We start from the raw sequence: 24,224 nt of genomic DNA on the forward strand, positions 1-24,224 counted from the left end.
AATTGCGGTCGCTCAACCTTGAAAGGCTTCGATCGAGGTTTTCTTAGTGATTGGCTGATCTGGAAAGGCTCCCATGCGGGGCCTTTTTGCGTTGCCCGACGGTGTGCAGAAAAACGGGCGCAATCAAGCTTGACGGAAACAACCAGCCAGGCATATAATAAAAACCAACATATGAACGTATATTCATATATTGATAAATGGAGGTAAGCGTTTATGGAACCAGCCAAGGAGACCGTGCAGCGGGAGCTGCTGCTGGACGGTTTGGATTGCGCCAATTGTGCGGCGAAAATCGAAAAGGGTGTAAGCAAAATCGACGGCATTGCAGCATGCTCGGTAAACTTTGCGACACAAACCTTGACCTTGCGAACGGATCGTGAGCGAGAAGAAGCTGTCGTTGACGAAGTCCGGAAAGCGGTTGTTCGGCTTGAGCCACATATCCGGATCAGAACGAAAGGACACCGGCCGGCAGCCGGCTCCACCGGGGCTAAGGTGCGCCGTGCTCCACAGCCTGCGTCGTCAGCTGCTGCACATGGCGAAGAGCATGCTGCTGACGGAAGCTGCTGTGGCGCCCATGATCATGGACCAGGACATACCGTTAGCAATGCTGGCCATCATAAAGGTCATGGACACGGAGACGGCCATGAACACGGACCTGAATATACGACAGGAAGCGGCGGTCACGAGCCGTTGGACGACCATACGCATGTCGATGACGATCACGCCGGTCATTCCCATGCAGGCGGGCATGGACGACTTGGTCCGCTTGTGTGGCGGCTGGCGCTTGGCGCACTTTTCAGCGGGCTGGCCTGGGGTTTCGCCTTGCCAGGGTGGGCCGAGCTGGCGCTGTTTTTGGCCGCCTATCTGACGATCGGTGGCGATGTCGTTTGGCAGGCGCTTCGCAATATCGGCCGGGGTCAGGTGTTCGATGAATATTTTCTGATGTCTGTAGCGACCGTCGGGGCATTCGTTATTCAGGAGTACCCGGAGGGCGTGGCCGTGATGTTTTTTTACCAGGTCGGAGAGCTGTTCCAGAGCATGGCCGTCAACCGTTCCCGGCGTTCGATCAGCGCATTAATGAATATCCGGCCTGATTACGCCCATCTGCAAACAGCGAACGGGCTGCAGCGCGTCGCGCCTGAGGACGTGGCTGTCGGGGATTTGATCGTCATCAAGCCCGGGGAAAAGGTGCCGTTGGACGGTCGCGTAGTCACAGGTCGCTCCATGGTCGACACGTCGGCGCTAACGGGAGAGTCGCTGCCGCGTGAGGTAGAGCCGGGCAGCAGCGTGCTCAGCGGATTTATGAACAACAACGGCGTGCTGACTGTCGAGGTTACCAAGGAATTCGGTGAATCGACCGTTTCCAAAATTATGGAGCTGGTTGAGCATGCGAGCAGCAAAAAAGCGCCGACTGAAAAGTTCGTCACCAAGTTTGCCCGTTATTATACGCCTGCTGTCGTCATCGTGGCGCTGCTGCTGGCCGTAGTGCCTCCGCTTGTGATGAGCGGTCAAACGTTTGCGGAGTGGGTATACAGAGCGCTGGTGTTTCTCGTTATTTCTTGCCCTTGTGCACTCGTGATTTCGATTCCGCTTGGCTTTTTCGGCGGGATTGGAGCTGCGTCGCGGGCCGGGATTTTGGTTAAAGGCAGTAATTATCTGGAAGCGTTAAACGATGTGGAAACGGTCGTATTTGATAAAACGGGGACGCTGACAAAGGGGACTTTTGCCGTCACGGATATTCAACCGGCGGGCCAGCGGTCGGCAGAGGAATTGCTGTATTACGCTGCGCATGCGGAGCTGCATGCCAGCCATCCGCTGGCCGAATCAATCCGCGCGGCTTACGGCAAGCCATTGAATGAGGCAGAGCTGGCGGATTATGTGGAAATTGCCGGTCATGGCGTGCAGGCTCGGCTTCACGGACAACTGGTGCAGGCGGGCAACGCCAGGCTGATGCGGCAGGCAAACATTGCCGTGGAGCCGGTTGAGCAAGCGGGAACGGTCATTCACGTAGCCATTGCCGGCATTTATGCCGGATATTTGCTGATTGCTGATGTGATCAAGGAGGACGCTGCCGAAGCGATTCGCCGCTTGAAGCAGCTGGGCGTTCGGCAGACGGTCATGCTGACCGGCGATGCGAAAGCTGTGGCTGATTCAGTCGGCCGACAGCTGGGAGTGGATGAGGTGCACGCGGAGCTGCTGCCGCAGCACAAGGTGGAGCAATTTGAACGGCTGGAGCGGCAGAAGTCCGCGAAGGCGAAAATCATTTTTGTCGGAGACGGGATCAACGATACGCCGGTTTTGGCGCGTGCCGACATCGGGATGGCGATGGGCGGGCTTGGCTCTGATGCGGCGATCGAAGCGGCGGATATCGTCATCATGACGGACGAACCGTCCAAAATTCCGACCGCGATTTATATGGCCCGGCAGACGCGCCGGATCGTCTGGCAAAATATCGGTTTTGCGCTTGGAGTCAAGGCGCTGTTTCTGATATTGGGCGCATTCGGAATTGCGACGATGTGGGGGGCTGTATTTTCAGATGTTGGCGTGACGCTGCTTGCTGTATTGAACGCCATGCGGGTGCTGCGGGTGAACGCAGAACATTAAGAGAAAACCGGACAGCGGTGAAGGCAAATGATTACAGAGCTGCAACCGAGGAAAGAAACAGAAGAGATGTCACTAAACCTGTCGAGTAAGCGGCAGGTTTTTTGGCTCGAAGCGGAATTGTGTGAAAACCGGTCAATCCGGATTAAAAGCGCGGGCTTTTCTGTCTCTCTGGATAATCCGGAATATAACGAGGAAGGGGAGGTAATTGGCGACAGGATCGTTTATAATAAGGCGATACCTGTGCAACTTGTCCGCGAGCAAAGCGGCTCCGGAAGGAGCCGCCCTAAGTATTCGAGGTATTGCCTTATCGGGAAAACTTGCCGGCAAGCTGCTGCTCGGCGATTTGTACGAGACGACGTGTAATATGACCGCCAATCGCACCCGTGTCGCGGGTAGCCATGAAGCCATAGTAGCCGTCTTGCGGGATCTGAATACCCAGTTCTTGAGCAACCTCATATTTGAGCTGGTCGAGAGCCTGGGAAGCTTGAGGAACGACTAAAGCGTTACTGCTGCGGGATTGTCCTGCACCCATTGAGTTCACCTCCATTCTGATACGTAGTATGTTCTGCCAGGGAAGAACTACTCGATTTGTCAATTGGTAATTATGCCCATCTTAGCCGGGAGAGGAATGAAACGCATGGCATTTACGTTAAGTTATCGCAACTGGTCCTGGGATACCGACCTGCAGATTGTGCATGCGGATGTGCTGCTGGACATTGACGGCGAGATCGTCATCGAGGAGCCGCTTTGTATTGATGTCGGGCTCCCTGCGCTGCTGCTCAGCGCCATGCAGGATGTATCGCCTGACCGTTGGGGAGGGATCGACGCTTGGGAGAAGGTGCCGTTTTTTATTTGCGGGTGCGGAGACCCGGAGTGCCGGGGGTTTTCCTTTACCGTTCGTCATCTTCCCAATGAGCCGGTGTTGGAGCTGGAGGAAGTTGAGGAGCGCGAGCACGGGGAGCCGCGTCTACTGGCCGAATACCGGGTAAATCGGGACGATTATGTGCGTCAGGTTCGGAAGATCGGCGAAACGTTCCTTGCTTTCGTCGAGCCGCTTGACTACCAGCCGCTGTACAAGGACACGGTGGCTACGGTGGGCAAGCTGCTGGACAAGCTGCCTGTTCAGCCGTAGCTGACGAGCCGCGCCGTCAACGCCTAAAAAACCGTACACGGCCCTGAATGGGACGTCGTACGGTTTTTTTTCTGGCCAAGCCTTGGCTTGGCGTAAATATGGGCACGGCATGCATGCAGCGTACGCTATAGCCCGAAATTCATATTCGGGTATACATAAGGCGTTTTGGCAGGCTCGGCCCGGACGACCTTCTCCACCTTCAGCACCATAATTTCCGCCTCGTTAAACTTCGTTTTTTCGATTTTACCTGTGACGGTCACCCAGCTGTCCTCAGCGAGCGTATTGGCCCGGTCATACTCCGCCAGCACGCCGAACGGGGCCGCATCCGCCGAGCAGCACTGGATCGAGAAGCGTCCGATCACGAATTGCCGCTCGTTCATGTCCTCCTGCCGGTAGACGAAGCCGGTCAGCTCCAGCTTTTTTCCGACAAAGCGGTCGAGATAAAGGTCCACTGAAGTTAGTGTCTCCATGAAAAATTCCTCGGATACCGGAATCGTATCCCGGGTGTACAGCTTTTTCGCGTAATCTGCATATTGCTTGGTGAACTTGTCGGAAGGGAACAGCTCATCCAGCGAGGCTGTACTTCCTGTGTTTTCTCCGGTCGCGGCTGTGCCGGAAAGGCCGCTTGCAGCTTCAGAAGTCGGCGGGGTCGCATCCGGCGAATTAGAGCTTGCGCTATCGGCCGACAGCGTGCTTTCCTTTTTCACCGAGCTGGCGCTGCTCAGGTTCATGCCTTTTTTGGCGGCGAGGCTGCTGCCGAGTGTGGAATCGGGCAAGGCGAAGCCGAGCAGCAGCGGCAAAATAAACAGCCCGTAGACAACGGTATGTTTCAGCACCGATTTGGATGGCGTATGGTTGTGCCCACAATCGCAAGCAGGCTCAGGCCGGGTGCGCAGCGTCCTCACGGCCTGATAAGCCTGATAAGCGGCTACTGCGTAAAGGCCAAGCGCCGACCATTTGACATAGTCCGTCATCCGGGGAGCAATGTACAGCAAAATGCGTTCAGATTGGACCAAATACGCGATATATCCGGCAAAACCAAATAAAATAAGCGCTTTGATCGCATGATGCAAGCTAAGCAGTCGTGGACTCATTTCCAGTCACCTCATAGGAAAAAGATACGTTCGAACAATAAGGAGCTAAGCAAGGTCACAAGGATGACAAGCGCGGTCAAGAGCAGAACAAATTTAACGCGGAATGCCGAGAGCAGCATCAGTGTGCTTTTCATATCCAGCATCGGCCCGAATACGAGAAAAGTCAACAGGGAGCCTGCTGAAAAGGTCGTGGCGAACGAGGAGGCGACGAAGGCGTCCGAGGTGGAGCAGAGCGACAGCACATACGCGAAGCCCATCATAAACAGATGCGAGCTGACCGTTCCTTCGCCGATGGACACCAGATGATCGCGGGACATAAAGGTTTGGATTATAGCAGTCAGCATCGCCCCGAAAATCAAATATTTGCCCATATCGAAAAATTCATCGGACGCATGACCGAGCACTCCGAACACTCGCCCCCGTAAGCCTTGCGCTGGATTAGCGTGATGATGGTTGTGGCTGCCTCTGTGACTATGATCGTGACTGTGACTGTGGGAGTGGCTGTGCCCAGCCGCGTGCGAGTGGTCGGGCCTGTGCTCATGTCTATGATGTCGTCCGTGATCATGTTCGTGAGCATGTGCATGTGCATGCTCGTACGGGTCGCCCTTCTGAAGGCGCAGCGGGTTCGACCGGACGAGCCGATACACAAGCAAGCCTACGGTCGCGGCGACAATCAGGGCAAGCCCCATGCGGGAATAGGCGATTTCCGGCCGGGTGCGGAAGGCCATGAACGTCGAAGCATACACAACCGGATTAATGATCGGCCCGGCCAAAATAAACACGACGGCGACGTATACGGGCATTCCTTTGAGGATGAGCCGCCGGATGACGGGAATCATGCCGCATTCACACAGCGGGAAAATAATGCCCAGCACGCAGGCGAACAGCACGCCAAGCACCGGGTTTTTGGGCACCCAGCGGCGGATGGTCTGCTCGGATACAAACATTTGCAGCAGCGCGGAAACAAGCACGCCAAGCAGGACGAAGGGCAAAGCCTCCAAAACGATACTGATAAAAATGGTTTTAAAATTTTGCATCGCATCCGAGCTGAGCCAGGACAAGTCCGGGACCTGCTTTTGCGTAAAAATCAAAATCAGCATCAGCAGGCATAAAACGGCTAATACATTTGTGAGCCAGTGTTGGACAATCAAGGGCACAAGGCTATGCCTCCTTACCAAACGTAATAATTATTATTAGTATAACGTATGCGCGCGTGTTTAGAAACAGGACAAGTTTTTGGGCGAATGCCGGGGAAGGGGGCGGAAATGTTTGGGGAACAACAGGTTGACATGTTTCGGAGCGTTCGATACAATGCTTCTAACAAGCGATGACGGGAATAAGTAGGCGGCAGCATGTCTCTCTCAGAGAGCCGGTGGATGGTGTGAACCGGCAGACAGCGCCAGCCGAATGGGTCCCCGAGCTGAAGGAGGAACGCTCGCGCAAGCCGGGCCCGGCACGGATGCACCGTCAGGTAGTCCGTTGAATGTGCGTGTCAGTATGCTTATCCGTCTGCTCCCCGTTATAGGAGTATGAAGGCTTGCAGCCTGTTTCGCACCGTGCCGTTTTGGGCGTCGCGATCCATCAGATCGACGATGGCAGCTGCTGCAGGCGAATTAGGGTGGTACCACGGTCTCTCGTCCCTTGCGGGGAGAGGCCTTTTTGTGTTTGCGCAGACCAATCATTCAAACGCTACAAATTCGGAGGGATTGAACCATGACAAAGCCGCGCGTATTATCCGGCATGCAGCCGAGCGGTCAACTGACGCTGGGCAACTATATTGGCGCATTGCGAAATTATGTGAAGCTGCAGCATACCCACGATTGCTACTTCATGGTGGTGGACCTGCATGCGGTCACCGTTCCGCAGGAGCCGGCCGCGCTGAAGGATCAGACCGAGGCGGTAGCCGCCCTGTATTTGGCAGCCGGGCTTGATCCGAAGCTGGCCACCGTCTTTTTGCAATCCAGCGTAAGCGCGCATGCGGAGCTGGGCTGGCTGCTGACGACAATGACGTATATGGGCGAGCTGGAGCGCATGACCCAGTTCAAGGACAAGTCGGCCGGCAAGGAGTCGGTCGGCGCAGGTCTGTTCACGTATCCGTCGCTGATGGCGGGCGATATTTTGCTGTACCAGGCGGATCAGGTACCGGTCGGCGACGACCAGAAGCAGCACCTGGAGCTGACGCGTGATTTGGCGCATCGCTTTAACGGCAAGTATGGCGACACGTTTAAAATTCCGCAAGGCTATATTCCGGAGGTTGGCGCCCGCATTATGTCCTTGGACGACGCGTCCAAAAAAATGAGCAAAAGCAGCCCGACGCCGGGCAGCTATATTGCGATGCTGGATACGCCGGATGTGATCCGTAAAAAAATCAGCCGCGCGGTCACGGACTCCGGGCGTGAAGTCAAATATGACCCGGCGAACAAGCCGGAGGTCAGCAACCTGCTGAGCATCTACTCGGCGGTGACGGACAAGCCGATTGCCGAGATCGAAGCGATGTATGACGGGCAAGGCTACGGACCGTTTAAGAAAGGGCTCGCGGAAGCGGTTGTTGAGCTGCTGGAGCCGCTGCAGCAAATGTATCGGGATATTCGCGAATCGGGGGAGCTGCACCGTATCCTGCGCGATGGCAGGGAGCGCGCGAGCGAGCAAGCGAACAAGACTTTAAATGAAGTGAAGCGGAAGATGGGATTTACGGTTCTCTAATTTAGAGTCAGAAAGTAGAGTGAACATGTCAAGAACATGTCACTCTACTTTTTTTATCTTTTTAGTGACACACAGCACTCCTCATGGCCGGGGTGCTCATCGCGATAAGTGGTTTAATGACGTGCCTGGAGCATTCTCCCGACCACAAAAAGCATTTGTTTTCTTGTGAAGAAGCGAGACATTTGAGCAGAAATAAAGTTTTTTAGCCCTGGGATCGCATATACCTTTTTAGCTTGAAGCGCGCGAAGTGCAACCTGAACCACATTTCCTGGAGTATCCCGCTTTCCGACAGAGGCTTCATCTGCCCCTACAACGTTAAAAAACTCTGTTTCCGTAGACCCGGGACATAACGCAAGAAATTGTACGCCGCGTTTTCGATTTTCCTCCCATAGCGCCTCTGTAAATGATAACACGAATGCTTTTGTAGCCCCGTATACCGCCATATTAGGAGTAGGCTGAAATGCTGCAGTTGATGCCACGTTAATAACCACTCCGCTTTTCTTTTTCAACATATCCGGTAAAAATAAATGAGTAAGATTGACAACCGCCGCTACATTCAGCATCACTTCATCATGCTGCCTTGGTCCTGACAGTTGTTCAAAAAGTCCATGGGTAGCGAAACCCGCATTATTAATTAGACAATCAACATGCAGACCATGTTGAACACATTGTTGATAGATTTCCGCCGCAGAACCACTTTGAGATAAGTCAGAAACAATTACCTGCGCCTGAATACCGTGTTTTTTATGTAGTTTCTCCGCTAAAGCAATCAGCTTAGCTTTCGAGCGGGCAACTAAAATCAAGTGGCTCCCTCTTGCTGCAAACTCATGCGCAAATGCTTCACCTATACCCGAAGAAGCGCCTGTGATCAGCGTCCATTTGTTTTTTATTGCTAGCATTCGATCACTTCTCCTTTTTAATCCGCTAATAGAAACAGTGTTTCAATATAAAACATTGTATCTAAGTGAAATTACGTTGTCAAATAGAGCGGCTAATAATTTTGGACAACTGACTTGTTTAAATAGATACATGAAAAATCTATGGATAAATTGGCATTTTACCCTCCGAAACAGTAAAATAAGCTCTAGAAAAATAGATAAATCGAGAAAACTAAAGTTCTAAGGGTGTGAAATTACATGCAAAATTCATCCGATATCCCTTCCGCAGACAATCATCAAGTTACAACCTACCCAAAAGTCAAACTTCAGCATAATGAACTATTGAGGCGCAACATTATTGAAGCCGCTGCATGGATTATGCAGGAATCCGGTCCCGAAGCTGTAACCATTCGCAGAGTGGCTGAAAAAATGGAATGTCCCACAAAAATAATTTATAAATTGTTCGGAAGTAAGGAAGGTCTTGCAAAAGAACTTTTTATGGAAGGCTGCAACTTGTTAGCTGATGCGTTTCAGGCCGTTCCCATGCAAGCAGATCTCAAACAATATCTTCTTGACCTGGGGCAAGCCTACTGGAATTTTTCGAAGGATTATACAAGTTATTATATGGTAATGTTTGGCGGGGCCTTTAGCGAATTCAAACCGGAAGAGGAAAGTTTACAGGCTATGGTAACCGCATTACAACAAATAACCAACATTATTACAAAAGCCATTGAGCAGGGGTTTATTTCCGAGAAGGACCCCTTACTTGTTGTTAATCTTGTTTGGGCATCGCTGCATGGTGTTATTCACCTGTATTCAGGGGGACATATTCAAAACGAAGCAACAGCAAAGATGCTGTACGACAGATCCATGTTGAATTTAGTCAACACGTTTTATAGGGACGATCGTTAATCAAGTAACATCTATGCAAGTATGCAAGGTTCTACATTGTGGACAAAAAAGCTCAACGACGGCGAAAACGGCCGGGTTGAGCTTTTTCTGCGCGCGGATGACGAGGCTTGAGGCAGGCTGCCGTTTACTGATCGCCGGGTTTGGCTGACTGCTCCCGTTTTCTCCGCTGGCGGGCTTTGACGATAAACCCGGAGCCGATAAAAAAGAGTGAAACAATCGCGGCCAGCACGGCCATCCAGGGACGGCCGGCGGCCATGAAGAAGCTGATCGCAGCGAGCAGCGCCGTACCCAGCATGGCATACAACAAGGCAAGTGGTTTGTTCATAGCAGTGGAGTTACCCCTTATCTTTAGCAAATTTTGAACAAGCGGACGTTATTTCATAAAATGCGTGTATAGTTTCCCACAACCGACACATACTAAGCTCGCAAGCTTGCAAATCCATTAAACATCATATCCAATCGAAAGGAGTGCTGAACATGGGTGCAGGTCAATCCCGCAGCAGCAACGCTCTGGTCGTACCACAAGCTTCTCAGGCATTGGATCAATTGAAGTATGAGGTAGCTCAGGAGCTGGGCATTCAAATTCCTCAAGACGGTTACTATGGCTACATGGCTTCCCGTGACACGGGAGCAATCGGTGGTCATATTACCCGCCGCCTCGTGCAAATCGCCGAGCAGGCAATTGCCGGACAACAAGCCCGCTAATTGCAATCGGTGACGCACAAGCAAGGCAAGATCGCTACACGCTCAGGGAGCATGCTCCCTGAGCTTTTTCGCATGCATGCGGCCGCGCGAGAGTGGCGCAAGCACGACAAGAGGCGGAATCGCTGGCTGCGATCGTCTCGCGCCGGCTCCGCCTGTCATCGGTCATGCCTGTCTGTCTTGCCTGGCTCGGGGTCAGCTCAAGTCTACGCGAAGCTTCTTCTCCAGCTTGGAATCATTCATCCAGCCGACGTAGGAATCCAGCGTTTCGAATGATTTGTCCATCCTCAGCACCGCTACAAACGGATATTGCTTGCGGTGACGGTACCGCACATCAGCCCAGCGCACCTCATACCCCCACGCATGCTCCTTCATCTCCGCGCAGGCAAATGAGGTAAAGTACAGAAAGGAAGCGACGTTCGGATGGCTTTTGGACGCATCCACGGCAGGATGAGCATCGCAGCGTACATGATCGACCCACGTCAATTGGCCGCTTTTGAATTCGCCGAGCCGGTAGGAGCCGTCCGCTCGGCGTTTCACCACCTGCCAGTTGTACAGATGCACGGTAGGGATCAGCGTGTAGCGCTCACCCGCCGCATATTCGCGATCCAGCACATGCAGCCCGGATTCGAGCCGATAGTGGTCCCAGGAACGCCATACATAATAAACGGCAATCAGACTGTACAGCACCGGGAAAATCGTCTGTGGCGGCAGCGCGTGGACCGCCCACAAGAACACGGCGAGTACATGGGACAAAAAAATAAACGGATCGAAAATGTGGATAATGTTCCAGGACACCCATCGTTCCGAAAACGGACGAAGCGCCTGCGTGCCATACGTATTAAACAGGTCAGTGAATACATGAAAGGCTACAGCGATAAATACCCACAGAGCGACGTGCAGCATCGGCAAGCCGTCGAACAGAAGCCAGAGCATGCCGGAAATGAGCGCGGTCCAGATAAGCAGTGCGGGCAAGGAATGTGATTTGCCGCGATGGTTTTTGATGTAGACCGCATTATTTTTCAGACGAAGCAGCGTATCTGCATCGGGGGCCTGCGAGCCGATGACGGTTCCGATCAGGACCGCCGTAGCGACGACAGGGTCTGCGGCGACGACAGGATCGACATAAGCGAGTCCTGCCAGGCCCAGCCCGATGACGAGATGGGTACCGGTATCCATGGACGAACCTCCTGGTGAAGCATAATTCTGCCAACTGCCATTTGCAGTCTACTTCTTGTAGTGTATCATTTTCTTGAGCAAAATAAAGCTTCAACCGCTACAAAAAAAGTCAAGGGAGTGAAAACGTTGCCGATTATTTTTGTGGAATACCGGATTGAGCCGGCTTATCGTACGGATTATTTGACATGGGCCGCTGTTTTGAAACAGGAGCAGCCGAATTTGGTCATTTATGAAGGCACAGAGCAGCCGAATTTATTTGTAGAGCTTTGGAGCGGACTGAGCGATGAAGCTTATGCAGCTATGAAGGCGGCCCGTCTGGGCGACGCCCCGGTCGAAGCGGGGGAAGCGGCACGCCGCTGGACAGCGCTGGAGCTGTGGGTGCCCGGAGGGCGCGCAAAAATCCATATGTGGCAATTTCGGCCGATCGACTCGCCGGAGGGCGCGTAGAAGCCGAACCTTTCAGCTGCTGTCGCCGAAAAATAACCGCTGGCTTGCATCACTGCTTCCCGCAAGCAGCGCGAAAAAAGAAAGGCAGACCTTGAAACCCGGTCTGCCTTTCTTCGCAGGGCCGCCGGCGGGAAGACGCCGGCAGTCAGGCGGTATGTGCGGATGTTACCGGCCGCCCTGGGACGGAGCGCCGTATGGATAGGTGTACTGCAGTTCCTCATCGAAGGTGATGTAATCGAGATTGACCATCAGCAGCAAATAACGCATGCCGGTTTTCGGATCGCTGATGATGATGTGATCTCTTCCGGCAGCTTCGATCCGGCCTTTGAAAATTTTCGCATTCCATTGCGAGTTGTTTTCGTACGTCATGTACAGCGTGGCCATTTTGCCCAGGTTCAGACGGAGGATGTTTTCAATGAATGATTGCTCAATGGGCAGCATGCCCGGCGCGCCCGGTGCTCCCGGCACGGGCTGGGGAGCGATCATGTTGCCGATGGTGCCGTACGGCGTAATCGGCGCTCCGTTCGGCACTTGAGGCGGAGCTGCCGCGGCAGGGCTGACGCCGGTCTGACCCATGCCTGCCGGATTCATCCCCCCGGGAGCTTGCGGGAAGGCCGGGTATCCGTAAGGGGCGGCGTTTGGCTTGAAGGGCTGGTTGTACATGTCGGTTAAAACCTCCTTTTTATAACAGCCTGCAGCATCCGGCTAAAAGGCGCCGTATACTTGCGGGCAGTTTTCATTGGTAGGCGACAAGAAGCGGTGCGGCTTGTAACGGCCGGTGTTTGACTGATTGTACAGCGAAGCTGAACGATTCTATTATCGCAAGAAAAGCAACCGCTAGAACACGAATGCAGCGTCATCGAAAATGCTTCGATCTGTAGCTTTTCTTATTATATGATGGCAATTTGGAATTATTGACCAGTCGGGGATTGTATTTTTTGGTGGAAGCGGCAAGCTGCGGGGCATTGGACAAGTAAAAACCGCAAGCCTGAGCTTGCGGTTCGGAGAAAAGAAGCCGGAAGTTAACAGCTTCCGGATAGTTAAAACCTAGAAGTTAAACGTATCCGGGTTGGAGCCGAACCGTTTGCCGGTGTCAAGCTGATCCAGGCGGGCCAGGTCCTCGTCGGACAGCGTAAAGTTGAAAATATCGGCATTTTCCTGAATGCGAGCCGCCTTCACGGACTTCGGAATGACGATGACATCCTGCTGCAAATCCCAACGGAGCACGATCTGTGCCGGAGACTTGCCATATTTGGCTGCCAGCTCCGTCAGCAGAGGAAGATCGAGATTGCCCTGCATCAGCGGGCTCCACGCCTCCATCTGGATGCGATGGGCGCGGCAATACTCACGCAGCTCGCGCTGCTGCAGCAGCGGATGGAGCTCTACCTGATTGACAGTCGGCACAACGCCGCTGTCTTCGATAATATCGCGGAGATGATGGGCATGGAAGTTGCTCACGCCGATGGCGCGGACAAGCCCTTCATTATAAAGCTTGATGAGTGCCTTCCACGTTTCCTTGTATTTTTCCTTCACGGGCCAGTGGATCAAATACAAATCAACCGTCTCCACGAGCAGCTTCTTGCGGCTTTCCTCGAAGGCGCGCAGCGTCGAATCGAAGCCTTGGTCGCCGTTCCATACTTTGGTTGTAATAAACAGCTCGTCGCGGGGAATGCCGCTTGCCTGAATCGCTTGGCCTACGCCGGCTTCATTGCCGTAAATGGCCGCGGTGTCGATGGAGCGGTAGCCGGCCTGCAGCGCGTCGGTGACAGCGCGGACGACTTCGTCTCCGTCCGGAGTTTTCCATACACCGAGTCCGAGCCATGGCATGCTGACGCCATTGTGAAGCGTTACGGTATCCTGAATGTGCGTGATGGAGGTCATGGATCGTTGCTCCCTTCTCTGAATCCGAATAGATAATTCCTGGCGCCCAGGACGTTCCTATCCATGATAGCACATTCGGAGCGGGAGAGACAAAGCAAAAGACAGCGGATACAAGCGGGGCGTTTACACCGCCAAATGCCGACGCATCATGTCCGCGTTCAGAGCGCGCGCATCTCCTTGAGCGACGACAGTCCCTTTATCCAGCACATAGACGTAATCGGCGATCCGGGCGGCAAAATCAAGGCTTTGCTCGACGAGCAGCACCGAGGTGGCGCGCTCCGCTTTGACCGCTTCAATGACCCGCTCGATGTCCTGCACGATGGATGGCTGGATGCCCTCCATCGGCTCGTCAAGTACGAGCAGCCGGGGACGTGCGGCCAGCGCCCGCGCGATGGCGAGCTGCTGCTGCTGCCCGCCGCTCAGCTCGCCGCCCTTGCGGTGCAGCATCTCGCTCAGCACCGGGAACTGGGCGAAAATCGCCGGAGGAAGGCCGGCGCGCCGCCGCTCCGGCGAAGCGGCCTCCAGCCCAAGCAGCAGATTGGCTTCCACCGTAAGCTGCGGGAAAATGTCACGGCCCTGCGGCACATAGCCAATGCCAGCCTTGGCCCGCAGGGCGGGAGACATTCGGGTGAGCGCGCGCCCGTTGTACCGGATTTGCCCCGAGCGGGGCTTGATCAGCCCCATGACGGTGCGCAGCAGCGTCGTCTTGCCCACGCCGTTGCGGCCCATCAGGCAGACGACCTGCCCCGGCCGCACCTGCAGCGAGGCATTCCGGACGATCAGGCTTTCTCCGTAGCCTGATGTCAGCCCTTCAAGTACAAGTCCTTGCTCTGCCTCAATCGTCATGCCGTTCGGTCCTCCTTCCCAAATAAACGTGCGCCACCTGATCATCCGCCTGAATGTCGGCCATCGTGCCTTCCCGCAGTACGGTCCCTTCATGCATGACGGTGACGGTTCCGGCAAATCGTTTCACAAATTCCATGTCATGCTCGACGACGATGACCGTCTGTGCGCGGCTGATCTCGACAAGCAGCTCGCCGGTTTTTTCCGTTTCGCTGTCCGTCATGCCTGCGGCCGGTTCATCAAGAAGCAGCAGCTCAGGCTCCTGGCTGAGCAGCATGCCGATTTCAAGCCATTGCTTCTCGCCGTGGGAGAGCGAGCCTGCCTGCAGCCCGGCTTTATGAGCGAGACCGACCGTTTCCAGATGCCGCATAGCTCGTTCGCGTTGGCCGGCCGCTTTGGAGGCAAGCAGTGCGCGCAGCAGACCGCGCTGCTGCTTAAGCGACAGCAGCATATTGTCCAGCACCGACAATGTAGCGAAGATGGAGGGCGATTGAAATTTGCGTCCGATGCCGAATTGGGCGATCTGATGCTCCTGGTAGCTGCCGAGATCCCATGTATCCTTGAAGCGGACGATGCCTGCCGTCGGTTTTGTTTTGCCGCACAGCACGTCAAGCAGCGTTGTTTTTCCGGCGCCGTTCGGGCCGATCAGAAAGCGCAGCTCGCCGGATGACAGCGAAAAGTTTAAGCCGCGGATCGCCCGGAAGTCGCCGAAGCGAACCTCCAGCTGCTCTACGCGAATGAGGGGGCCGGCGGCTTCTTGCTGTATGGCCTTGGATGGGTGCATCAGTCATTCCTCCCGTCAATAGAGTAGGCTTGTAAATGTTGTTCAGGACTGCTCGGCCTTCGGCTCGGCGCGTGCCGCTGCGGCCAGTCGGTGAGCGGCTGGTCCGGCTGCTGACCCGGCTGATTCGCCAGCTGCTCCGGCTGCCGGCCGGCCGCCCTGCCGCGCGCGCAGTCGTGCCACGCCCTGGACGACCGCACCTGCCAGCCCCTGCGGCAGCAGCATCGTTACACTAATAAACAGGGCGCCGATCACAATCGGCCACCATTCCGGGTAAGCCTCGCTCAGCACCGTTTTGGCCGTGTTGGTCAGCACAGTGCCGATGACGGCGCCGAACAGCGTGCCGCGGCCGCCGACGGCTACCCAAAGCACCATTTCGATCGACGGCACAATTCCCATCTGAGCAGGTGAAATAATGCCTTCCTGCAGTACAAACAGCATACCGGCCAAACCGGCCAGCGCTGCGGACAGCCCATAAATAAACAGCTTGTAGACAAGCGGGTTGTAGCCGAGGAACCGGACGCGGTTTTCAGCGTCGCGCATGGCGATCAAAATATGGCCAAGCTTGCCGGAAGCCAGCCTCAGCGCAAGCAGCAGCACCAGCCCGAGCAGCAGCACGGTGACCATGTACAGCATGCGTTTGACCGACGGGTCGTGCAGCGATAATCCGAGGAACGTCGTAAAGCTGGTCAGCCCGTTGGTGCCGCCGGTATAGCCCTGCTGTCCGACGAACAAAGTAACGGCAATCATGACGGTCGCTTGGGTCAGAATCGAGAAGAAGGAGCCGCGAATCCGGTTGCGGAACGTGAAATAGCCGATAAACAAAGCTGTCAGTACAGGGATGCCGACGGCCAGCAGCATCGCAAGTCCTGCCGAATGAAACGGTACCCAAAACCAGGGCAGCCGTTCGACGCCGCTCCAGGACATAAAGTCGGGCAAGCTGCCGCCCGAGGCGACGAGCTTCAGATGCATCGCCATCGCATACGCCCCCAGGCCGAAAAACACGCCGTGACCGAGACTCAGAATACCCGTATATCCCCAGATCAGGTCGATGCCGATCGCCAAAATGGCGAATGCCAAAAATTTGCCGAGCAAGCCGAGCCGGAATTCCGACAGCAGCAGCGGAGCCGCAAGCAAGACAATCAGCAGGACGGCGGTGAGGGCAAGCTTGAGCTTGCCGCCGCCGAATATTCGCAGGCTTAACATAAGTGCAGCACTCCTTCTTATCCGCCCGTTTTAGTCGAGCGCCCGCGACTTGGTCGTCACAAGCCCTGCTGGTCTCCATTGCAGAAAAGCGATGATGAGTGAAAATACGATCACCTTTCCGATGGTGGCGCTCGTGCCGACCTCAATCAGCGTGCCGGCGGCACCGATGCCGAGCGCGCCGAACACCGTGCCGGCCAGCTTACCGATGCCGCCAAGCACGACAACCATAAACGCGTCCACGATGTAATAGGTGCCGATGGAGGGCCCGATCGGACCGATCAGCGTCAGCGCGCAGCCTGCGACCCCGGCCAGCCCGGAGCCAAGCGCAAACGCCAACGTGTCCACGCGGCTGGTCGAAATGCCGAGGCAGGCGGCCATCTGCCGATTTTGCATCACAGCTTGCATCGTCCTCCCGCTGCGGGTGCGGTAAATAAACAAAAACACGGCAACGATGCAGACGATAGCCAGCCCGATCATAAACAGCCGTTTGTAAGGCAGCACCAGCTCCGGCGTCAGCGCCAGCCCGCCTTCCAGCCAAGGCGGAGCTTTCACGGCGACGTTCGGTGCGCCAAAAATCGTGCGCGCCAGCTGCTGCAGCACGAGGCTGACGCCCCAGGTAGCCAGCAGGCTGTCGAGCGGCCGGCCGTATAGAAACCGGATCAGCACATGCTCCAGCAGCCAGCCAACCGCGCCCGCCAGCACAAATGCCAGCAGCAGGGAGGCGGCGAAGTAATAGCCGAACGAGGGCTCCGGCAAATACATCTGGAACGCCCGTTGAATCATATAGGTGGTGTAGGCGCCGATCATAATAAATTCGCCGTGCGCCATATTGATGACGTTCATCAGTCCGAACGTAATCGCCAGCCCGAGCGCGATCAGCAGCAGCACCGAGCTGAGAGAAAGCCCGTTAAATACTTGCAGCAACAAGATGCTCAACGCATGTCGCCTCCTGAACAGCAGGATCGTAAAGCTTGCGCGATGCGGCAGCCGAAGGAAACGTCTGATCAGGCTCGCCCCGCCCGGCTGCCCCGCATGACGTTAGCGGCTACTTCTTCGTAACCTCCGCTCCCCACGGGTAGGTTGTCAGGAACGGATCAGGCTTGACCGGCTTCCCGGAATTCCATACCTCCTTGAACTGGCCGTCGGCCTGCACCTGGCCGATCCGTACCGTTTTGTACACGTGCTGATTGTCGCCGTCGATGGTCAGCTTGCCGCCGGGCGCGTTGAATTCCAGCCCTTTGGCTGCGGCCTTCACCTTTTCCACCTCGACAGAGCCTGCCTTCTTTACCGCCTCGGCCCATAAGTAAACGCCAAAGTAGCCGGCTTCAATCGGATCGTCGGTTACGCGGTCCTTGCCGTATTTCGCCTTGTAGGCGGCCACAAACTTGCTGTTTTCCGGTGTTTCTGTCGTCTGGAAGTAGTTCCACGCTGCGTAGTGGCCGGTCAGCACGGACGCGCCGATGCCGCGGATTTCTTCCTCGGCGACGCTGACGGATAAGGTCGTCAGATCGGCGGCGCTGATGCCTGCGTCCTGAAGCTGCTTGAAGAAGGCTACGTTGCTGTCGCCGTTTAAGGTGTTGAACACGACCGCGGGCTTTTCTTTTTTGATTTTGCTGATGATCGTGTTGTAGTCGGTATGTCCTAGCGGGGTATATTCCTCGGCGATCAACGTGCCGCCTTCGGCCTTCAGCTGCTCCTTGATAATTTTGTTGGCTGTGCGTGGGAATACGTAGTCGGAGCCGAGGAGAAAAAAGGTTTTGCCTTTGTTTTGCAGCAGCCAGGAGACGGCAGGGACGATTTGCTGATTCGTGGTGGCGCCGGTGTAGAAAATGTTGGGGGAAGCCTCAAGTCCTTCGTATTGGACGGGATAAAAAAACAAGCCTTTGTTTTGCTCGACGACAGGCAGCACCGCTTTGCGGCTGGCGGATGTCCAGCCGCCGAAGATGACGGCCGCCTTATCTTTCTGCAGCAGCTTTTTCGTCTTCTCCGCGAAGGTCGGCCAGTCCGAAGCGCCGTCTTCGATGATCGGCTTGAGCTGCTTGCCGAGTACGCCGCCTGCCTGGTTGATTTCCTCAATGGCCATCAGGGTGGCATCCTTCACGGAAACCTCGCTGATCGACATGGTGCCGGTGAGGGAATGGAGCACTCCTACGGGGATCGTGTCGGCTGCGGCTGCCCCGGTCTCTGTCTGGGGAGCGTTGCCTGGAGCCGGGTCGGAAACGGCGGGTGCGGTGGCGCAACCCGTTAAGGCGACGGCAAGCGTCAGTAAAGCTGTCATTGCTTTGGGGCGATAATACCGGAGGTTTGCCATGTGACCACTCCCTTTTCGGTTCAATCGGATGGCTTGCATGGTTTATCATAGGCGTGATCCCTAATTAATGTCAATATATCTAACTTAAAATGGGCTATATTGACCAATTTTCTCATTTATATAACGCATATATTACATGAATGTTGCTAAATACAAGCTGTATTAAGTAAAATACAGGGTTTTAAGGATGTTGAAGGGAATATTAATGTCATTAAATATGACATATTTTAGTTTACAAACGCGTAAAATCCGAATATGATGAACGTAACTGAACGCTATCATTCGGTTTTACCGGAGGTGATGAACGTGTATTTGACGGAAAGGGAGAAGGAAAAGCTGCTGATTACCGTCGCCGCCGATCTGGCGCGCCGCAGGCTACAGCGTGGGGTGAAGCTGAACTATCCGGAGTGCGTGGCGCTCATTACGTCTGAGCTTATGGAGGGCGCGCGGGATGGACAAACGGTAGCGGAGCTGATGGAAGCCGGAGCGGCTGTCCTGAAAATGGAGCAGGTGATGGACGGCGTGGCCGAGCTGATTCATGAGGTACAGGTTGAGGCCACGTTTCCGGATGGCACGAAGCTGGTCACGGTACATCAGCCGATCCGCTATTGAAGCGGCAATCGGCCAAGGTTCTGGCGCTGAGCATGTGGGCAAGCGGTGTACTCACGCGTTTTTGAGTCGTTACGGGCAGGAGGAATGCTGGGATGATACCAGGCGAATACCGCATCCGGGCAGGGCAAATCCGGCTCAATGCCGGAAGGGCGACACGGCTGCTCCTGATTGTGAATATCGGAGACCGTCCGATTCAGGTTGGCTCGCATGTGCATTTTTTCGAGGTGAATCGTGCGCTTCGCTTCGAGCGGGCTGAGGCTTACGGCATGCGGCTTGATATTCCGGCGGGGACGGCTGTCCGTTTCGAGCCGGGCGAGGAGAAGGAAGTCAGGCTGGTCGAGCTGGGCGGCGACCGGCTGGCCTACGGGTTAAACGGGCTGAGCGGCGGCGAGGCGATAAGCGGAACGCTGCCTGAGCCGGTGCGCGACCGGCTGACGGCGTGGGAGGAGGGCGGCTAGATGGCCGAGATCGACCGAAGCTCTTATGCGTTGATGTTTGGCCCGACGACCGGGGATGCGGTTCGGCTCGCCGATACCGGGCTGTGGGCCGAGATTGAACGGGATTACACGAGCTATGGAGACGAATGCAAGTTCGGCGGCGGGAAAACGATCCGCGACGGCATGGGCCAATCGTCCCGGCATACGCGGGATCAGGGCGTACTGGATACCGTCATTACGAACGCTGTCGTCATCGACGCGACCGGTATTTACAAGGCGGATATCGGTATTCGGGACGGAATGATCAGCGGCATCGGTAAGGCGGGGAATCCGGATATTATGGATGGCGTGACGCCGGGAATGATCGTCGGGGCTTCGACGGAGGTGATCGCCGGGGAAGGCAAGCTAGTGACGGCGGGCGGCATCGACACGCATATTCATTATATATGTCCGCAGCAAATTGAAACGGCGCTTGCTTCCGGCGTGACAACGATGATCGGCGGAGGAACGGGCCCGGCGGCCGGGACCAATGCCACGACCTGCACGCCTGGCGCCTGGCATATTCACCGGATGCTGGAGGCGGCTGAGGCGTTTCCGATGAATCTTGGCTTTACCGGCAAGGGGAATGCGTCCTTTCCCGAGCCGCTGATCGAGCAGGTCGAAGCCGGTGCGATCGGGCTCAAGCTGCATGAGGATTGGGGCACGACGCCGGCTGCTATCGACACCTGCCTCACGGTCGCCGATCAGTTGGACATTCAGGTGGCGATTCATACGGATACGTTAAATGAAACGGGCTTTGTCGAGGATACGATCCGTGCGATCGGCGGGCGGACGATCCATACGTATCATACGGAAGGAGCCGGAGGGGGACATGCCCCGGATATTATCCGCATCGCGGCGGAGCTGAATGTGCTGCCTTCCTCGACGAACCCGACCAGGCCCTATACCGTGAACACGGTGGAGGAGCATCTTGACATGCTGATGGTATGTCATCATCTGGACAGCCGCATTCCGGAGGATGTAGCCTTCGCCGATTCGCGTATTCGTCCCGAAACGATCGCCGCTGAGGATGTGCTGCACGATCTGGGGGTGTTCAGCATGATCAGCTCGGATTCGCAGGCGATGGGCCGCGTCGGCGAGGTCATCCTTCGCACCTGGCAGACGGCGGATAAAATGAAAAAGCAGCGCGGGCGGCTCGCAGCGCCGCAGGAAGCTGCTCATCAGCCGGGGGTGGAGCCTGGCGACGATAACTACCGCATCAAACGTTATATTGCCAAATATACGATTAATCCTGCGATTACTCACGGTATCAGCCATCTCGTCGGCTCGGTTGAAACGGGCAAGCTGGCCGATCTCGTCGTCTGGACCCCGGCCTTTTTTGGCGTCAAGCCAGACATGGTGCTCAAGGGAGGGATCATCGCCTTCGCACAGATGGGCGATCCGAATGCTTCGATTCCCACCCCGCAGCCGATGATGGGACGGCCGATGTTTGGGGCCTATGGCCTCGCGCTGCGGCATTGCATCACCTTTTTGTCGCAAAGCGCGTATGAGGCGGGCGTGCATCGGAAGCTTGGGCTGCGCAAGCGGGTGGAATCGGTGCGCAATTGCCGGGGCGTGACCAAGAAGGACATGGTTCATAACGCCGAAATGCCGCGGATTGAAGTGAACCCCGATACGTATGAGGTAAAGGTAGACGGAGTAGCGGCTGCGTGCGAGCCGGCCCGGGAGCTGCCGATGGCCCAGCGGTATTTTTTGTTCTAGAGGCTGTCGGCTGCTGCGGGTAGGGTGTGTCTTAAAACTCCGCAGGGAGCAGATGTTGCTGAATTTTCGTTCCATGCAAGGCGCTTTTTCGCAGGCTTACCGGGGGTAAATCAAGGAAAAGTAACGCAGCAGGGGGCGAAAAGGCGGTGAAAGATGCCCTTGAGCGAGTTTTAAGACACGCCCAAGAGGAGGAATGGACGGTTGAGCTCCGAATTTCACCAGGCCTGGCTTGCTTATACGCAGTTTCTTGATTCGGCGCTGCCGATCGGCGGCTTTTCCCATTCCTTCGGGCTGGAGACGCTGGTCCAGAGCGGACAGCTCGAAACGTCGGCGCAGCTTCAAGCTTATTTGCAGACGATGCTGCGCTTCAACTGGTCGACGCTGGATGCGCTTGCCGTCAAAGCGGTGTACCTGTATGCGCCGGTCGGCGAATGGGAACTGCTGTGGCAGGTCGACCGGCTGCAGCATGTGCAGCGGACAGCGTCCGAGGCGCGGGAGGGCGCGGCCAAAATGGGGCGCAGGCTGCACAAGCTGGCCTGCTCGATTTATCCGCAGCTCGACTGGGAGCCGCTGTCGAGCGCGATGCGGGAGCGACGCTGCATCGGGACGCACCCGCTGCTGCACGGCTGGGTCGCCTGGCAGCTGGGCGTTCCTATGACTGCGGCCGCCGAGGGCTACTTGTACCAGTGCGTGCTAACGGGCGTCAACAGCGGGCTGCGGCTGATGTCGCTCGGTCAAACCGAAGGCCAGCGGCTCATCGCGGCGCTGCTTCCGGATATCCGGGAGGCATGGGCGCAAGCCGCGGCGCTTGATCCGCTGGAGGATGGGGCGTCAGGTACGCCCCAGGCCGACCTCGCTATGATGGGTCATGAAACGTTGTATTCGCGTTTGTTTATGTCCTGAAGGATAAAGGCTGTTTACCTTGAAGGAGGTTATGGATATGTGCCAAGGAAGCGCGCATCACCATCATCAGTGGGAAACGCCGGCAACGCCGGTCAAGGAAAAGCTGCAGCGCCCGATGCGGTTCGGGATCGGGGGGCCGGTAGGCTCCGGCAAAACAGCGCTGGTCGAGCGGCTGGCCCGGTTGCTTCATCCGGCTTATAGCATCGCGGTTATTACGAATGATATTTATACGAAGGAGGATGCGGCCATTTTGACCCATTCCGAGGCGCTGCCTGCCGAGCGTATTATCGGGGTCGAAACCGGCGGCTGTCCGCATACCGCAATTCGCGAGGATGCTTCCATGAATTTTGAAGCGATTGAGGAGCTGGAGCAGCGATTTGAGCAGCTGGATTTTATTTTTATTGAAAGCGGCGGCGATAATCTGGCGGCGGCGTTCAGCCCCGAGCTGGTGGATCGCTTCATCTATATTATTGACGTAGCGCAGGGGGAGAAAATTCCCCGCAAGGGCGGTCCCGGCATCAGGCGGTCGGATATGCTGGTCATTAATAAAATTGACCTCGCTCCTTACGTCGGCGCTTCGCTGCAGGTGATGGAGGAGGATACGATTCGGATGCGCGGCGACAAGCCGTTTATTTTCTCTAACCTGTTCAGCGGAGAAGGCGTGGCCCCGCTCGTGGAATGGATTGAGCGCGAATACGGCCGTGGCTGACGCGGCCAGTGCTCGGGAAACAGTCGGTGCAACGGAGAGCGGCGGCGCAGTTGGAGCAGCGGGAAACGACGGAGCGGTCGGTGTAGCGGGAAACGACGCATCAGTCGGAGTGGCGAACGCAGGGAGCGCAAGCAGCTCGGCGGGTACTGTCGGGACGGTTAACGCAGCCTTCTGCGTTGTCGGCGGGCTGACGCGGCTACTGGGCCATTATCATACGTATCCGTTAAAAATCGCCAAAACGTTCCGCTTCCCGCACGATCAGCTGGGCGTGTATGTGATGGATGCGTCCCCCGGCATGATGGCGGGCGACCGGTACGAGCTGGACTGGCGCTTCGGTCCGGGCGCCTGTGTGTACGTAACGAACCAAGCGTATACAAAGGTTCATTCGCCGCCGGCCAGCCAGCCGCCGAATGGAGGAGCGGATCCTGCTGTAAGCCGGCAGCGCCAGTTATTTACGCTCGCGGCTGGCGCTTATGTCGAATATATGCCGGAGCCGCTGATGCTGTACCGCGATGCCGGACTGCTCAGCGAGACCGAGGTGCGTCTGGAACGGGGCGCGGCCTTCGTATGCGCCGACCTTGTTTGTCCGGGGCGCACGCACCGGGGCGAGCTGTTTCAGTTCCGGACGTACCGGAGCAAGCTGTCCGTCTATGAAGACGGCGAGCTGATCTATGCGTCCAGGCAGCGGCTGGAGCCGCAGCAGGGGGCTCCGCAGCTGCTTGGCCGCTGGGGCGGCTTTACCCACAGCGGCACGCTGCTGCTGTTTGCCGAACAGGTGAATGCGGCGGCGGTCGAAGCGCTGCGCGAGGAGCTGCAGCTGACGTTTGCCGCGCGCGGCGAGTGCTCCTTCGGCGTCAGCTTGACCGCGCGCCACGGCCTGGCGTTATGTGCGCTCGGCCGCGGGCTGCTTGACCTCCAGCGCCTGCTGCAGCTGGCATGGGGCTTCATCCGCGAGCGGCTGTTCGGCTTGCCCCGATGGCAGCCGCCCAAGTAACCCTCGGCCGCGCGCTTTCCGGCCGCTGTCCGGGCGGGGCAAGGCAAACGGCTTGCATGCCGGTCGCCTCGATTGAACCGCCTCGCGGCATCTGCTTGATTTGCTCTGCTGCTGTGTTCCTTTCCCGCTCATTTTTCC

25 protein-coding genes are annotated in these 24,224 nt (G+C 56.2%); 12 read left to right on the plus strand and 13 right to left on the minus strand.

The window, feature by feature from the left end; genetic code table 11:
* The first annotated feature begins 213 nt into the window (after positions 1 to 213).
* A complete protein-coding gene (locus AC6ROY_RS14005) occupies positions 214 to 2,601 on the plus strand; it encodes a heavy metal translocating P-type ATPase (RefSeq protein ID WP_500101150.1) in 2,388 nt (795 codons plus the stop codon).
* A gap of 304 nt (positions 2,602 to 2,905) precedes the next feature.
* Here AC6ROY_RS14005 and AC6ROY_RS14010 read toward each other — a convergent pair whose 3' ends face one another.
* Positions 2,906 to 3,133: an alpha/beta-type small acid-soluble spore protein gene (locus tag AC6ROY_RS14010; RefSeq protein ID WP_072334850.1), complete on the minus strand. Its 228-nt coding sequence runs from the start codon at positions 3,131 to 3,133 to the stop codon at positions 2,906 to 2,908.
* 105 nt (positions 3,134 to 3,238) lie between these two features.
* Here AC6ROY_RS14010 and AC6ROY_RS14015 point away from each other — a divergent pair, with 105 nt between their 5' ends.
* Positions 3,239 to 3,733, plus strand: coding sequence for a hypothetical protein (locus tag AC6ROY_RS14015; protein ID WP_500101151.1), 495 nt, complete (start codon positions 3,239 to 3,241; stop codon positions 3,731 to 3,733).
* A 125-nt stretch (positions 3,734 to 3,858) separates the two neighbouring features.
* On the opposite strand, the gene AC6ROY_RS14020 is transcribed toward AC6ROY_RS14015, so the two are convergent.
* The gene (locus tag AC6ROY_RS14020) at positions 3,859 to 4,827 is read right to left on the minus strand and encodes a TIGR03943 family putative permease subunit (protein WP_500101152.1); all 969 of its coding nucleotides are present in this window, start codon (positions 4,825 to 4,827) and stop codon (positions 3,859 to 3,861) included.
* Positions 4,828 to 4,838: 11 nt separating this feature from the next.
* Positions 4,839 to 5,984, minus strand: a complete 1,146-nt coding sequence (locus AC6ROY_RS14025; protein WP_500101153.1) for a permease — start codon at positions 5,982 to 5,984, stop codon at positions 4,839 to 4,841.
* A gap of 556 nt (positions 5,985 to 6,540) precedes the next feature.
* Here AC6ROY_RS14025 and trpS point away from each other — a divergent pair.
* The gene (gene trpS, locus AC6ROY_RS14030) at positions 6,541 to 7,530 is read left to right on the plus strand and encodes a tryptophan--tRNA ligase (RefSeq protein ID WP_500101154.1); all 990 of its coding nucleotides are present in this window, start codon (positions 6,541 to 6,543) and stop codon (positions 7,528 to 7,530) included.
* A gap of 113 nt (positions 7,531 to 7,643) precedes the next feature.
* On the opposite strand, the gene AC6ROY_RS14035 is transcribed toward trpS, so the two are convergent.
* Positions 7,644 to 8,429 (minus strand): SDR family NAD(P)-dependent oxidoreductase, encoded by a 786-nt coding sequence (locus tag AC6ROY_RS14035; protein ID WP_500101155.1) that lies wholly within the window; start codon positions 8,427 to 8,429, stop codon positions 7,644 to 7,646.
* Positions 8,430 to 8,666: 237 nt separating this feature from the next.
* On the opposite strand from AC6ROY_RS14035, the gene AC6ROY_RS14040 reads away from it, so the two are divergent.
* Positions 8,667 to 9,320, plus strand: coding sequence for a TetR/AcrR family transcriptional regulator (locus tag AC6ROY_RS14040; protein ID WP_500101157.1), 654 nt, complete (start codon positions 8,667 to 8,669; stop codon positions 9,318 to 9,320).
* A gap of 124 nt (positions 9,321 to 9,444) precedes the next feature.
* Here AC6ROY_RS14040 and AC6ROY_RS14045 read toward each other — a convergent pair whose 3' ends face one another.
* The gene (locus AC6ROY_RS14045; RefSeq protein WP_500101158.1) at positions 9,445 to 9,645 is read right to left on the minus strand and encodes a DUF5325 family protein; all 201 of its coding nucleotides are present in this window, start codon (positions 9,643 to 9,645) and stop codon (positions 9,445 to 9,447) included.
* A 152-nt stretch (positions 9,646 to 9,797) separates the two neighbouring features.
* Between AC6ROY_RS14045 and AC6ROY_RS14050 the strand changes: the two genes are divergently transcribed.
* Positions 9,798 to 10,025 carry an alpha/beta-type small acid-soluble spore protein gene (locus AC6ROY_RS14050; RefSeq protein WP_500101159.1) on the plus strand — a complete coding sequence of 76 codons (228 nt, stop codon included), beginning with the start codon at positions 9,798 to 9,800 and terminating at the stop codon, positions 10,023 to 10,025.
* Positions 10,026 to 10,217: 192 nt separating this feature from the next.
* Here the strand turns inward: AC6ROY_RS14050 and AC6ROY_RS14055 are convergent, their stop codons facing one another.
* The gene (locus AC6ROY_RS14055; protein ID WP_500101160.1) at positions 10,218 to 11,201 is read right to left on the minus strand and encodes a metal-dependent hydrolase; all 984 of its coding nucleotides are present in this window, start codon (positions 11,199 to 11,201) and stop codon (positions 10,218 to 10,220) included.
* A gap of 126 nt (positions 11,202 to 11,327) precedes the next feature.
* Here AC6ROY_RS14055 and AC6ROY_RS14060 point away from each other — a divergent pair, with 126 nt between their 5' ends.
* Positions 11,328 to 11,648 carry a hypothetical protein gene (locus tag AC6ROY_RS14060; protein ID WP_500101161.1) on the plus strand — a complete coding sequence of 107 codons (321 nt, stop codon included), beginning with the start codon at positions 11,328 to 11,330 and terminating at the stop codon, positions 11,646 to 11,648.
* Positions 11,649 to 11,813: 165 nt separating this feature from the next.
* Here the strand turns inward: AC6ROY_RS14060 and gerQ are convergent, their stop codons facing one another.
* The 7 genes from gerQ to urtA form a co-directional block, all read right to left on the minus strand.
* The gene (gene gerQ / locus AC6ROY_RS14065; RefSeq protein ID WP_500101162.1) at positions 11,814 to 12,311 is read right to left on the minus strand and encodes a spore coat protein GerQ; all 498 of its coding nucleotides are present in this window, start codon (positions 12,309 to 12,311) and stop codon (positions 11,814 to 11,816) included.
* A gap of 384 nt (positions 12,312 to 12,695) precedes the next feature.
* Complete coding sequence (locus AC6ROY_RS14070; RefSeq protein WP_500101163.1) at positions 12,696 to 13,529, minus strand: aldo/keto reductase; 834 nt, start codon at positions 13,527 to 13,529, stop codon at positions 12,696 to 12,698.
* A gap of 123 nt (positions 13,530 to 13,652) precedes the next feature.
* On the minus strand, positions 13,653 to 14,375 hold the full coding sequence (urtE, locus tag AC6ROY_RS14075) for an urea ABC transporter ATP-binding subunit UrtE (protein ID WP_500101164.1): 723 nt from the start codon (positions 14,373 to 14,375) through the stop codon (positions 13,653 to 13,655).
* Entirely contained in the window at positions 14,365 to 15,156 is a 792-nt protein-coding gene (gene urtD / locus AC6ROY_RS14080) for an urea ABC transporter ATP-binding protein UrtD (protein ID WP_500101166.1), read from the minus strand. Before urtD ends, urtE begins: the two co-directional genes overlap by 11 nt.
* Positions 15,157 to 15,198: 42 nt before the next feature.
* Positions 15,199 to 16,359, minus strand: coding sequence for an urea ABC transporter permease subunit UrtC (gene urtC, locus AC6ROY_RS14085; protein ID WP_500101168.1), 1,161 nt, complete (start codon positions 16,357 to 16,359; stop codon positions 15,199 to 15,201).
* A gap of 30 nt (positions 16,360 to 16,389) precedes the next feature.
* Positions 16,390 to 17,295 carry an urea ABC transporter permease subunit UrtB gene (gene urtB / locus AC6ROY_RS14090; protein WP_500101170.1) on the minus strand — a complete coding sequence of 302 codons (906 nt, stop codon included), beginning with the start codon at positions 17,293 to 17,295 and terminating at the stop codon, positions 16,390 to 16,392.
* A 109-nt stretch (positions 17,296 to 17,404) separates the two neighbouring features.
* Entirely contained in the window at positions 17,405 to 18,670 is a 1,266-nt protein-coding gene (gene urtA / locus AC6ROY_RS14095; RefSeq protein ID WP_500101171.1) for an urea ABC transporter substrate-binding protein, read from the minus strand.
* 306 nt (positions 18,671 to 18,976) lie between these two features.
* On the opposite strand from urtA, the gene AC6ROY_RS14100 reads away from it, so the two are divergent.
* From AC6ROY_RS14100 to AC6ROY_RS14125, 6 genes are all read left to right on the plus strand, one after another.
* Positions 18,977 to 19,282, plus strand: a complete 306-nt coding sequence (locus AC6ROY_RS14100) for an urease subunit gamma (RefSeq protein ID WP_500101172.1) — start codon at positions 18,977 to 18,979, stop codon at positions 19,280 to 19,282.
* A gap of 92 nt (positions 19,283 to 19,374) precedes the next feature.
* Complete coding sequence (locus AC6ROY_RS14105; protein ID WP_500101173.1) at positions 19,375 to 19,740, plus strand: urease subunit beta; 366 nt, start codon at positions 19,375 to 19,377, stop codon at positions 19,738 to 19,740.
* Positions 19,741 to 21,480 (plus strand): urease subunit alpha, encoded by a 1,740-nt coding sequence (ureC, locus tag AC6ROY_RS14110; protein ID WP_500101174.1) that lies wholly within the window; start codon positions 19,741 to 19,743, stop codon positions 21,478 to 21,480.
* Between the two features lie 201 nt (positions 21,481 to 21,681).
* Positions 21,682 to 22,383 carry an urease accessory protein UreF gene (locus AC6ROY_RS14115; protein ID WP_500101176.1) on the plus strand — a complete coding sequence of 234 codons (702 nt, stop codon included), beginning with the start codon at positions 21,682 to 21,684 and terminating at the stop codon, positions 22,381 to 22,383.
* Positions 22,384 to 22,420: 37 nt separating this feature from the next.
* Positions 22,421 to 23,092, plus strand: a complete 672-nt coding sequence (ureG, locus tag AC6ROY_RS14120) for an urease accessory protein UreG (RefSeq protein WP_500101177.1) — start codon at positions 22,421 to 22,423, stop codon at positions 23,090 to 23,092.
* Positions 23,067 to 24,086 (plus strand): urease accessory protein UreD, encoded by a 1,020-nt coding sequence (locus tag AC6ROY_RS14125; protein ID WP_500101178.1) that lies wholly within the window; start codon positions 23,067 to 23,069, stop codon positions 24,084 to 24,086. Before ureG ends, AC6ROY_RS14125 begins: the two co-directional genes overlap by 26 nt.
* Positions 24,087 to 24,224 lie beyond the last annotated feature (138 nt).

It is taken from the genome of Paenibacillus sp. sg306046, assembly GCF_059821225.1.

Bases quoted from the DNA above. Each gene is read 5' to 3' on its own strand.
- AC6ROY_RS14070 (WP_500101163.1), bottom strand. From the start codon at position 13,529: ATGACCTCCATCACGCACATTCAGGATACCGTAACGCTTCACAATGGC.
- urtC (WP_500101168.1), bottom strand. From the start codon at position 16,359: ATGTTAAGCCTGCGAATATTCGGCGGCGGCAAGCTCAAGCTTGCCCTC.
- AC6ROY_RS14105 (WP_500101173.1), top strand. From the start codon at position 19,375: ATGATACCAGGCGAATACCGCATCCGGGCAGGGCAAATCCGGCTCAAT.
- urtE (WP_500101164.1), bottom strand. From the start codon at position 14,375: ATGACGATTGAGGCAGAGCAAGGACTTGTACTTGAAGGGCTGACATCA.
- urtD (WP_500101166.1), bottom strand. From the start codon at position 15,156: ATGCACCCATCCAAGGCCATACAGCAAGAAGCCGCCGGCCCCCTCATT.
- AC6ROY_RS14020 (WP_500101152.1), bottom strand. From the start codon at position 4,827: ATGAGTCCACGACTGCTTAGCTTGCATCATGCGATCAAAGCGCTTATT.
- urtA (WP_500101171.1), bottom strand. From the start codon at position 18,670: ATGGCAAACCTCCGGTATTATCGCCCCAAAGCAATGACAGCTTTACTG.
- AC6ROY_RS14035 (WP_500101155.1), bottom strand. From the start codon at position 8,429: ATGCTAGCAATAAAAAACAAATGGACGCTGATCACAGGCGCTTCTTCG.
- AC6ROY_RS14055 (WP_500101160.1), bottom strand. From the start codon at position 11,201: ATGGATACCGGTACCCATCTCGTCATCGGGCTGGGCCTGGCAGGACTC.
- ureC (WP_500101174.1), top strand. From the start codon at position 19,741: ATGGCCGAGATCGACCGAAGCTCTTATGCGTTGATGTTTGGCCCGACG.
- gerQ (WP_500101162.1), bottom strand. From the start codon at position 12,311: ATGTACAACCAGCCCTTCAAGCCAAACGCCGCCCCTTACGGATACCCG.
- ureG (WP_500101177.1), top strand. From the start codon at position 22,421: ATGTGCCAAGGAAGCGCGCATCACCATCATCAGTGGGAAACGCCGGCA.
- trpS (WP_500101154.1), top strand. From the start codon at position 6,541: ATGACAAAGCCGCGCGTATTATCCGGCATGCAGCCGAGCGGTCAACTG.
- AC6ROY_RS14005 (WP_500101150.1), top strand. From the start codon at position 214: ATGGAACCAGCCAAGGAGACCGTGCAGCGGGAGCTGCTGCTGGACGGT.
- AC6ROY_RS14050 (WP_500101159.1), top strand. From the start codon at position 9,798: ATGGGTGCAGGTCAATCCCGCAGCAGCAACGCTCTGGTCGTACCACAA.
- AC6ROY_RS14040 (WP_500101157.1), top strand. From the start codon at position 8,667: ATGCAAAATTCATCCGATATCCCTTCCGCAGACAATCATCAAGTTACA.
- AC6ROY_RS14010 (WP_072334850.1), bottom strand. From the start codon at position 3,133: ATGGGTGCAGGACAATCCCGCAGCAGTAACGCTTTAGTCGTTCCTCAA.
- AC6ROY_RS14015 (WP_500101151.1), top strand. From the start codon at position 3,239: ATGGCATTTACGTTAAGTTATCGCAACTGGTCCTGGGATACCGACCTG.
- AC6ROY_RS14045 (WP_500101158.1), bottom strand. From the start codon at position 9,645: ATGAACAAACCACTTGCCTTGTTGTATGCCATGCTGGGTACGGCGCTG.